This is a genomic window from Eggerthella sp. (assembly GCF_048329335.1).
GTDB lineage: Bacteria > Actinomycetota > Coriobacteriia > Coriobacteriales > Eggerthellaceae > Eggerthella > Eggerthella lenta.
Genome location: NZ_DBFEGU010000318.1, coordinates 1 through 9637, shown reverse-complemented (window position 1 = coordinate 9637; position 9637 = coordinate 1). Strand labels below are relative to the sequence as shown.

Annotated in this window: 12 protein-coding genes and 2 tRNA genes; 11 read left to right on the top strand and 3 right to left on the bottom strand. The window is 61.2% G+C overall.

What is annotated here, in order from left to right; genetic code table 11:
- Positions 1-1149: MFS transporter (locus ACMO6A_RS10065; RefSeq protein WP_418471186.1), on the bottom strand; the 1149-nt coding region annotated here is incomplete at its 3' end.
- Positions 1150-1207: 58 nt separating this feature from the next.
- Positions 1208-1654, bottom strand: a complete 447-nt coding sequence (locus tag ACMO6A_RS10060) for a universal stress protein (RefSeq protein WP_009306923.1) — start codon at positions 1652-1654, stop codon at positions 1208-1210.
- A 206-nt stretch (positions 1655-1860) separates the two neighbouring features.
- Here ACMO6A_RS10060 and ACMO6A_RS10055 point away from each other — a divergent pair.
- Both ACMO6A_RS10055 and ACMO6A_RS10050 read left to right on the top strand, forming a co-directional pair.
- Positions 1861-1936: transfer RNA gene (locus ACMO6A_RS10055), tRNA-Lys, on the top strand.
- A gap of 64 nt (positions 1937-2000) precedes the next feature.
- Positions 2001-2074 (top strand) — tRNA-Gln (locus tag ACMO6A_RS10050).
- A gap of 34 nt (positions 2075-2108) precedes the next feature.
- Here ACMO6A_RS10050 and ACMO6A_RS10045 read toward each other — a convergent pair.
- Positions 2109-3035 (bottom strand): FAD:protein FMN transferase, encoded by a 927-nt coding sequence (locus ACMO6A_RS10045; RefSeq protein WP_009306922.1) that lies wholly within the window; start codon positions 3033-3035, stop codon positions 2109-2111.
- A gap of 136 nt (positions 3036-3171) precedes the next feature.
- Between ACMO6A_RS10045 and ACMO6A_RS10040 the strand changes: the two genes are divergently transcribed.
- The 9 genes from ACMO6A_RS10040 to ACMO6A_RS10000 all read left to right on the top strand — a co-directional run.
- Positions 3172-4689 (top strand): helix-turn-helix transcriptional regulator, encoded by a 1518-nt coding sequence (locus ACMO6A_RS10040; RefSeq protein ID WP_114513304.1) that lies wholly within the window; start codon positions 3172-3174, stop codon positions 4687-4689.
- A 178-nt stretch (positions 4690-4867) separates the two neighbouring features.
- A complete protein-coding gene (locus tag ACMO6A_RS10035) occupies positions 4868-5863 on the top strand; it encodes a TAT pathway signal sequence (RefSeq protein WP_258770740.1) in 996 nt (331 codons plus the stop codon).
- 127 nt (positions 5864-5990) lie between these two features.
- Positions 5991-6578, top strand: coding sequence for an ECF transporter S component (locus ACMO6A_RS10030; RefSeq protein WP_009306919.1), 588 nt, complete (start codon positions 5991-5993; stop codon positions 6576-6578).
- Positions 6579-6865: 287 nt separating this feature from the next.
- Positions 6866-7084 carry a translation initiation factor IF-1 gene (gene infA, locus ACMO6A_RS10025; RefSeq protein ID WP_009306918.1) on the top strand — a complete coding sequence of 73 codons (219 nt, stop codon included), beginning with the start codon at positions 6866-6868 and terminating at the stop codon, positions 7082-7084.
- 156 nt (positions 7085-7240) lie between these two features.
- Positions 7241-7354 carry a 50S ribosomal protein L36 gene (gene rpmJ, locus ACMO6A_RS10020; protein WP_006363204.1) on the top strand — a complete coding sequence of 38 codons (114 nt, stop codon included), beginning with the start codon at positions 7241-7243 and terminating at the stop codon, positions 7352-7354.
- 22 nt (positions 7355-7376) lie between these two features.
- Positions 7377-7745, top strand: coding sequence for a 30S ribosomal protein S13 (gene rpsM, locus ACMO6A_RS10015; RefSeq protein WP_009306917.1), 369 nt, complete (start codon positions 7377-7379; stop codon positions 7743-7745).
- Positions 7746-7756: 11 nt separating this feature from the next.
- Positions 7757-8155, top strand: a complete 399-nt coding sequence (gene rpsK / locus ACMO6A_RS10010) for a 30S ribosomal protein S11 (RefSeq protein WP_009306916.1) — start codon at positions 7757-7759, stop codon at positions 8153-8155.
- A gap of 19 nt (positions 8156-8174) precedes the next feature.
- Entirely contained in the window at positions 8175-8801 is a 627-nt protein-coding gene (rpsD, locus tag ACMO6A_RS10005) for a 30S ribosomal protein S4 (protein WP_009306915.1), read from the top strand.
- Between the two features lie 29 nt (positions 8802-8830).
- Positions 8831-9637: DNA-directed RNA polymerase subunit alpha (locus ACMO6A_RS10000; protein WP_418471184.1), on the top strand; the 807-nt coding region annotated here is incomplete at its 3' end.

Below are 9637 nucleotides of genomic sequence, written 5' to 3'. Positions count from 1 at the left end.
CAGGTAGGCTGCCAGCGCCACGATGGCGACTAGCGACATGGCCTCGAACAGGCCGCGATAGCCCCACAGCGGCTGCACGATGCCTAAAAGCAGCGGGCCCACGCCCACGCCGATGTCCAGCAAGATGTAGAACGTGGAGTTCGCCAAGCTCAGTCGATCGTCGGGGGCGAGGCGCACCGCCAGAGCCAGGCCGCTTGCCTGAACCGTCCCTACGCCGAAGCCCAGCAACGCTGCCGCGATCAGCATGGCCGTCGGCTGGTAGACGGTGGCCAGCAGTCCCATGCCGACGATGAAGGCGATGAACGCGGGCACCATGACCACGCGGTCGCCTTTGCGGTCGAACAGCTTGCCGGTGAACGGCCGTGTGACGAACGTGGCGATGGCGTACACGACGAAGAAGAAGCTCGCGGGCGTTTCGAGCCCGTTTTCGGCCGCGAACGGCGTGAGGAACGCAAGCAGGCTGGAATAGCAGAAGAACAGCAGCGCGCATACGGCGCCGATGGGGATCACGCTGGATTCCAGGTAGTTCGTCAGGCTCGGACGAGGCACGCGGAACCCGCCCGCCTGCTCGATGCGTTCGTCGCGGGCGATGTCGCTCGCCTTCCGGGCCACGGTTTCGGCCGATACAGGGTTTTTCGGCACGCGCAGCTGCGTGGCGGCTAGCAAGCAAGCCAGAGCTACGGCGGCGGCTACGAGGAACAACGTTTGGAATCCGGCGTTCTGCGTGAGAAACATGCCCAGAAACGGCCCGATTGCCGCGCCGAGGGTGACGGACAGCATATAGTAGCCCACGCCTTCGCCTTTGCGGTTGTCCGGCACAAGAGCCGTGACGATGGTGCCGATGGCGGTGGAACACGTGCCGAACGCGATGCCGTGCAGCAGGCGCAGCGCGAACAGCAGCCATAATCCCAGGCCGGTAAGGTAAAGCGCCGAGAACGCCACTTCGAGCACGGCACCGATGATAAGCAAGCGCTTGCGACCGACGCGATCCATGATGCGCCCGCTGAAGAGGCGGGCTATCAGCGCGCCGATGACGAAGATACTGGCCGCGAGGCCGGCGGTGGCTGCGGGCGCATCGTAGGTTTTCATGGCGTAGTCGGCTACGACCACCATGAGCCCGTAGTAGTTCACCATGATCAGGAAGTTCACGGCGGTTCCGAATACGAAATCTCTCGTCCAGAGCTTTTCTCGTGCAATTGCAGGCATGCTAATCGGTCGCCCCGGCTTTCGTCGCTGCGGCGGGAGCGTCCTTCGCGATGAGCACGGCGATAGGCGATCCCTGCACCACGGCGTAGCTGACGCTGCCAAGGAAGCCTTTGACGCCGCCCTGGCCGCGGCTGCCCATGACGATGAGGTCGCAGCCCTCGTCTTGCGCGCATTTCAGCAGGAGATCGGCCGGCGAGCTGCCCTTCAGCAGGTGGGCGTGCGCCTTGTTCGGCACTTCGTCTGCAAGCTGCTCCATTTCGACCAGCACCTTCTTCGCCTCGTCGAGCAGCACGGTTTCGGCGCCGGTGCCCAGGCCGTACAGCTTCACCACATGGGCGAACACGAGCTCGACGCTCTCGTCCTGCGCGCCGATGGAACGCGCTAGATGGAGCGCTTTGGCGGAGGGAGCGGAGCCGTCGTAGGCAACCAGGACCTTGGAGCACCACATGAGGCATCACGGCCTTTCTACAGAGGGGTGGGCGTTCGGTTCCTCTTCGATTGTAGTACGAATTGTTTCGGTTTGAATAACGGTATGGTGGCAATGGATAGACGGTATTGCGTGCGGTTAGATGTATGACTGGTGTTCGTCAACATAATCATTGACCCGCCTTGCCCGCCCAGCTAAAATGAGTACTCGCGCATTGCTGCGAACGTGGGCCGTTAGCTCAGCTGGTAGAGCAGGGGACTTTTAATCCCAAGGTCGCGGGTTCGACTCCCTCACGGCCCACCATTTTTGTTTGCTCGGCATGCGATTGTTCTTAGCGCGCCGCATCGCGGGCGCTTCTGTTTCAGACTGGGCCATCGTCCAACGGCAGGACTCTGGTTTTTGGTACCAGCTATCCAGGTTCGAATCCTGGTGGCCCAGCCACTTTGCGCGCTTTTCGCATGCGTGCCGTGTTTTGCTATCCCAGCAGCTCGAACAGTACGCGATCACCGATGCCGGAGGTGGCCAGCACATCGCCCTCGGTGGTGACTAGCACGGCTTCGAGCGCCGGATGCTGCTCGGCGAACGCAAGTGCGCGATCGGCTCCCATCATGATAAGCGCGGTGGTGTACCCGTCGGCATCGAGCGAGCTCTGCGCGACCACCGTGGCGCTCAGCAGGTCGGTTTCGGCGGGGAAGCCCGTGCGCGGGTCAAGGATATGGTGGTACAGTTTCCCGTCCTGCTCGAAGGCGCGCTCGTAGATGCCGCTTGTCACGGCCGAGCCATCGCGCAGGGCCAGGACGGCGAACGAATCAAGCAGCGGCATCGAGCTGGAGGGAAGGGGACGGCGGACGCCCACGCGCCACGGTGCTCCATCGGGCTTGCCGCCCATGACGGCCACGTTGCCGCCGAGGTTGACCAGCGCGTGTTCCACGCCGCGTTCGCGCAGCAGCGCGAGGATGCCGTCGGCGATGTAGCCTTTCGCGATGCCGCCCAAATCGACGCAGGCCAGCGGGTCGCGCAGCGTCACGACGGCATCGTTCACGATGACGCCGCGATAATCCACGTGCCGCAGCGCCGCGGCCACGTCATCGCGCGCGGGAATCATGCAATCCTTGAAGTTCCACAGCTGCGTGGCGCTTCCCATAGTCACGTCGAATAACCCGTCGACTTCGCGGCAGTACGACAGCGCCGTCTCGATGAACGCGGCTAGCTCGGCATCCACCGCGGTGGGGCGCCCCTCGGCGCTGTTCAGCCGGAACAGCTCGCTTGCAGGGTCTACGCGCGAGAACAGCAGCTCGTAGCGGTCGCACCATTCCACCGCTTCGTCGAGGATGTCCTCGTTGTCGGTTTCTGCGCTGATGATGTTCGTGGTGTTGAAGCGGAAGAAATTCCGAGAAACCATGCCATTGCCTCCAAGTACATTACATTCGCAAATACGCTACTAAGACAGTATACTTTCTACGGGCGTTTGAGGGAGGGCAGTGTGCATGAGCGGCGCAGCGGGCGATCGGGACGTGCGGACGGTGGAGAGAAGGAACATGATACGACTCGAAAAACGAGGCATTATCAAACGGTTCGACCTGCTTGACACGCTTTCCTTTTTCGCATTCTGCATGAGCGTGCCGTTGTTCCTCCCCGTGCTGGAGCAGTGGCGCGGCATGACGTCGTCGGTTGCCGTTTCCTGGTCGTTTCTGCCTTCGGTGTCGTTTTCGGCCGCGTTGTCGCTGGCGGCCATGTTCACGGCGCTCGCGTTTTTGTTCATCTGCCTGCTGAAAACGGCGCATGCGCGTGTGAGCCGCACTATCATGCTGCTGGCGTTGGCGTGCTATGCGATCGGCTACGGCCTGCTTGACCTGTGGAGCTTCGGCGCGCTCGACGGCTCCGTCGTGGAAGCGGGCAGCGGTCTCATGATGGGTTTCGGCGCTGCCGTGATGTGCCTGGTGTGGATGAGCCGGCTGCATGTGCTCGAGTTCAGGCGCGCGCTCGTTGTGGCGTGGGTCGCCGGCTGCGTCCTGTTCGCAAGCGCGTCGCTGCTGCCCATGCTGGGCGCGACGCCTGCCCGGACGGTGCTCACCGTGGCGGCGGCGCTGTCCGTCGTAGGGTGCGCGCGGTTGTTCTTCCGCTCAGAGGGAGAGGACGAGCGTTCGGCGCAGGCAGGGGTGAACTGGCGGGACGTGTTCGGGCACCTCGATGTGTCGGTGGTGGAGGGGACGGGTGATTTCAAAACCCCACTCGCTCGCGCGCTGTTCTTCGCCGTTATGCCGTTCGCCATGCTGTTGCTGTTCGTGGCTGACAATAGCCTGGTGCGAACCATGGATTGGGGTGTCGCTCCGCTGGCTTTGGCGGGCGTGCTGGCCGTGGCGGTCATGGTGCCCCTCATTCGCATGAAGACCGATCAGGCGCTCATCAACTTCTCGTACCGTTTCTTCCTGCCGCTGGTGGCCTTCGCGGTGTTCGCGGCCACGGCGTTCGTCGAACCTCCGTTGCAACGCTCGGTGATGGCGGTTGGCTCTCTCTCGTTCTGCGCCATCTATGCGCTCGTGATGTCGGCGATGCTGGTAGCGATGGCGGGTCGCATGCGCTCGCTCGCTCTGCCGGCCGGAGGCATCATGATCATCGTCGGGTGCCTGGTGTGCCTGCTGTCGGACGCCAACATGAACACGGGCGTGCTAGCTGCATGCCAGTACCAGGTGCTGATCGTGCTGTTCGTGGTGATGGCGATCGCGCTCATGGTCACTCCCAGCTCGCGATTGTGGCGCGTTATGCTCGAGGGCATCGATGCCGTAGAGTCGAACGCGCTCGGAGCTCAGGAGGGCTACAACCGTCGTTGCGCCGATCTGTCCGACGAGTACCGCCTGACTGCGCGCGAGGCCGAAATACTGCTTCTGCTGGGTCGCGGCCACACGTCAAGCTTCGTCGCCGATGAGTTGACGGTGGCGGAATCCACGGTGCGAAGCCACCGCAAGAACATCTACCGCAAGCTCGGGGTCTCGTCGCGCGAGGAGCTGTTCAAGTTGCTCGATGATGAAGGCGACGGGCCCGACAAGGGCGTTTAGGGCTTCTCCCCCTTTTCGTTTAGAAGCGCAATCTCGGACGGAATGCAATTTCCTGCGTTTTGACGATGGATTTGCTTCGTGTTGATCCGTATGGTTTGCCCCGTTGTCTAGAGGGAATTCAAGGGAGGCCATTATGGAAACGAACGTCTCGCGGCGTGATTTTCTTAAGGGAAGCATCGTGGTCGCATTGGGCGCGGCCGGTGCTGCTACGCTCAGCTCGTGCGCAGGCGGCGATGCTGCAGCGAAAGCTGATTCTGCAGTTGCAACCGCGCCCGACACCGCTGCCAAAACTGCGACCTTGCATCGCGGCTACGGCGCCGCTCACGGAGACAAGTGCTTTACGAGCGTGGTTGTCGCCACGGCCCAAGACGGTACCATCCTCGCCGCCAGCGTGGATGACTATCAGTTCATGCCTGCTGATTCGGCGGGCATCACGCCCGTGCCGAACTCCGACGCTGGATTTGCGGACGGGTACGCCGAGGGCAAGGTGCTCATGTCGAAGACGGTGAACAACGATGCCTATTCGGCCAGCATGAAGGAGAAAGCCCAGTCCACCACGCCGTGGTTGACGTCGATGAAGGCGATAGAGGCGTACTGCGTGGGCAAGAAGGCCTCCGATCTGACGAAGACGAGCCTCGATGCCGTGACGGGAGCCACCCTCGTGGACGCGCCCAACTATCTGAAGCTCGTGTCCGAGGTCGCCGGGAGCGACGACATCACCACGACGGGTGCGTATGCCGGCGACGGTTCCGACCTCAAGATGGGATGCGCCACCGCGGCTGCTCACGGTGACAAGGCGTTCGCGGAAGCCGTTTCCCTTGTGCAGGGGGACGTGTTGGTTGCTTCGAGCATCGACGAGTTCCAGTTCGCCGACGCTTCGTCTGCCGGCCTGGTGCCCGTGCCCAATTCGGACGCCGCCTTCGCCGAAGGGTACGCCGAGGGCAAGGCGCTCATGTCCAAGTCGGTGAACTCCGATATGTACAGCGCCAGCATGAAGGAAAAGGCCCAGTCCACTACGCCGTGGATCGAATCCATGTCGGCTATCGAGTCCTTTGTGGCCGGACAGAAGATCGCCGACGTGAAGGCGAAGGGCCCGGACGCGGTTTCGGGCGCCACGCTCGTCGATACCGCCGGCTACGTCGACACCGCCGTTGCGGCTGCTAAGACGGCGTAGGCGAGCGTTTCGCCTATCGTATTTGTCCCCAAGCGAGCCGGTTGTTTTCCAGCCGGCTCGTTTTGTCGCTTGACCGCAAGGTCGCAAAGTGGCTCGCAGCGTATAATGTGCGAACTAAGGAGGTGTTATGGTCGCGGAGAGTTTGCCCTACGGATGGCAGGAGCGTTCGCCGAAGCAAGTCGCCGCCATCGTGCTGCTCATCCTCATGGCTATGGTGCTCAGCTTCGTCGAGCTGCCGGTGGTGCCCGGGGCCGAATGGTTGAAGTACGATCCATCGGGCATCGTCTCGCTGCTGGCTACGATCTTGTACGGATCTTGGATCGGCGTGGCCGTGGCCGTGACGTCATGGATACCGCACCTCGTCACCGATCCGCTCGGCGCGTTCATGAACATTATGGCCACCGTGTCGCTTATCCTTGTGGTGGGGACCGTGTACCGTCGGAAACCGTGCCTGATGCACGCCGTGCTGGGATGCGCTGCCGGCGTGGTGGTGTCCTCGGCGGTTTCCATTTGCCTGAACTTCGTGGTCACGCCGCTGTACATGGGCGCCACCTACGAACAGGTTGCTTCGCTGGTGTTGCCGGCATTGCTGCCGTTCAACGTGGTCAAGGCGCTGGCGAACTCCGTCGTAGCCATCGTATCGTACCGCAAGCTGGCTTCGTTGCTGGAGGAACAGGAAGGCAACCTTTCCAACTCCGACCAAAATCGCTCTTGACCCTTCGGCGTAATAGCCTAGAATAGAACGATACCGAAGACGCGGGCGCCTCAGTGCGCACGATCTGCGTCGAAGCCGACAAGGCGGCTGCGCTTCGCGCGAATACCTGGCGGCCCCGTTTCTGAGACGCGGGCTGCGCGGCACGACCGCACGCCTGGCAAGCAGGTAGCATTCGGACCAGAAGGTTTGTTGGAATTCTGCGTCCTCAAATTCTCGTGTACATAACCGAATACTTTTGGTATCATCTATGGTTGCTGCTTAACGACGATATGCTTAAAGGAGCACTTTTGACCAAAGAAGATGTTATCGAGCTCGAGGGGACCGTCCTCGAAGCGCTGCCAAACGCTATGTTTAGGGTGGAGCTCGAAAACGGGCACAAGATATTGGCCCATATTTCTGGCAAGATGCGTATGCATTACATCAAGATCCTGCCGGGAGACAAGGTGACGGTCGAGCTGTCCGTCTACGACTTGAACCGCGGACGCATCACGTACCGGTTCAAATAGCACCGTAAAAGCGTGCAGGTCGTGTCAACCTGTGCAGAATTTGTGTGCGAAGAGGGGCTTGCGCGCCTTGCGCAAGCAGCAAAAAGAGGAAAGCTATCACCAGCGGCTGGGTGTGACATATAGATACGAGAACGCATTAACCGAAAGGAAATGATTATGAAGGTACGTCCTTCGGTCAAGAAAATGTGCGACAAGTGCAAAATCATCCGACGCCATGGCAAGGTGCTCGTCATTTGCGAGAACCCCCGCCATAAGCAGCGTCAGGGCTAGGAAGAAAGAGGAGATATAACCTATGGCACGTCTTGTTGGTGTCGACCTTCCTCGCGACAAGCGCATTGAAGTCGGCTTGACCTACATCTACGGCATCGGTCTGACGACCTCCAAGAAGATCCTCGCTGAAACCGGCGTCGATCCCAGCGTCCGCGTGAAGGACCTCACGGAGGATGACCTTACCAAGCTGCGCGACTACATTCAGGCGAACATCAAGGTGGAGGGCGACCTGCACCGCGAGGTTTCCCAGAACGTCAAGCGCCTCATGGAGATCGGCTGCTATCGTGGACTCCGTCATCGTCGCGGCCTGCCCGTTCGCGGACAGCGCACGCACACGAATGCGCGCACGCGCAAGGGTCCTCGTAAGCAAATCGGCGGAAAGAAAAAGTGAGGTAGTCTCAAGTGGCAGCTAAGAAAAACGTGCGCACGCGCATCAAGCGCTCCGAGCGTAAGAACATCGCCGTCGGCGCTGCGCATATTAAGTCTACGTTCAACAACACGATCGTGAGCATCACTGATCCTCAGGGCAATGTGATCTCCTGGCAGTCCGCCGGCACGGTCGGTTTCAAGGGTTCGCGCAAGTCCACGCCGTTCGCTGCGCAGATGGCCGCCGAGGCCGCTGCGAAGACGGCTATGGAGCATGGCCTGCGCAAGGTTTCCGTGTTCGTGAAGGGCCCGGGCTCGGGTCGCGAAACGGCCATCCGCTCTCTGCAGGCCGCCGGCCTCGAGATCGCCAGCATCCAGGATTGCACACCCATTCCGCACAACGGTTGCCGTCCGCGCAAGCGTCGTCGCGTGTAACTGAAAGGATCTAAGAATTATGGCTCGTTATACTGGAGCGGACTGCCGTCTGTGCCGTCGTGAAGGGGCGAAGCTTTTCCTTAAGGGCGATCGCTGCTACACGGAGAAGTGCGCGATCGAGCGCCGCAACTACGCGCCGGGCGAGGCCGGCAAGAAGCGCATCAAGGAAAGCGAATATCGCAACCAGCTGCGCGAGAAGCAGAAGACCAAGCGCATCTACGGCGTCCTGGAGAAGCAGTTCCGTCATTACTACGATATGGCTAACCGCCAGAAGGGCGTGACGGGCGAGAACCTGCTGCGTATCCTGGAGAGCCGTCTCGACAACGTCGTGTACCGTCTCGGTTTCGCGAAGTCTCGCGCCGAGGCTCGTCAGCAGGTGCGTCACGGCCATATCACCGTGAACGGCCGTCGCGTCGACATCCCGTCGTTCCGCGTCAAGCCGGGCGACCTCGTGGCCGTCGCTCCGAAGGCTGCCGACCTGCTGGTCATCAAGAGCGCGCTCATCTCCAACGAGCGTGTTCAGGTGCCCGCATGGCTCGAGGTGGACATCGAGAAACTTCAGGGTAGTGTACTTGCTCTTCCGCAGCGCGATCAAATCGATCTGGACATTCGCGAGCAGCTCATCGTCGAACTTTACTCGAAATAATCGCGGCATAGTAAGGAGGCTTATCCCACATGACAGAGTTCATGAGGCCTACGGTAACAACGGAAGAAGTCAACGACACTGTCGCACGTTTCATAGTCGAGCCGCTCGAGCGTGGCTACGGCTACACGCTGGGCAACTGCATGCGCCGCGTTCTGCTCTCCTCGCTGGATGGTGCGAAAGCCACCGCCATCCAGATCGAGGGTGTGCAGCATGAGTTCACGACGGCCGAAGGCGTCATCGAGGATATCACCGATATCGTCCTGAATGTCAAGGGTCTTGTGTTCTCCGCACTGAACGATGATATCGAGGAAGCCACGGCGCATGTGTCGGCGGAGGGTCCTTGCACGGTGACGGGTGCCGATCTCGACATTCCCACCGAGTTCACGCTGGTCAACCCGGAGCACGTCATCGCTACGGTCGCCGACGGCGGTCAGCTGGACATGACGGTTCGCATCGGCGTGGGCCGCGGTTACGTGTCGGCCGAGCGCAACAAGCGCACGGAGGATCCCATCGGGGTCATCCATGTGGACTCGCTGTTCTCGCCGGTTCGCCGCTGCACGCTCAACGTCACCGACACCCGCGTGGGTCAGCGCACCGACTACGACAAGCTCGTGCTGGAAGTTGAGACTGACGGCAGCATCACGCCCACCGAGGCCGTGTGCCGCGCGTCCAACATCATCAACCAGTACATGGGCGCGTTTTTGAGCCTGTCCGACGTTGTCGACGAGGAGGAGGGCGAAATCCCGTCCATCTTCGCGCCGGAGGGCCAGGAGTCCAACGCCGAGCTGGACAAGCAGATCGAGGATCTCGACCTGTCCGTCCGCTCGTACAACTGC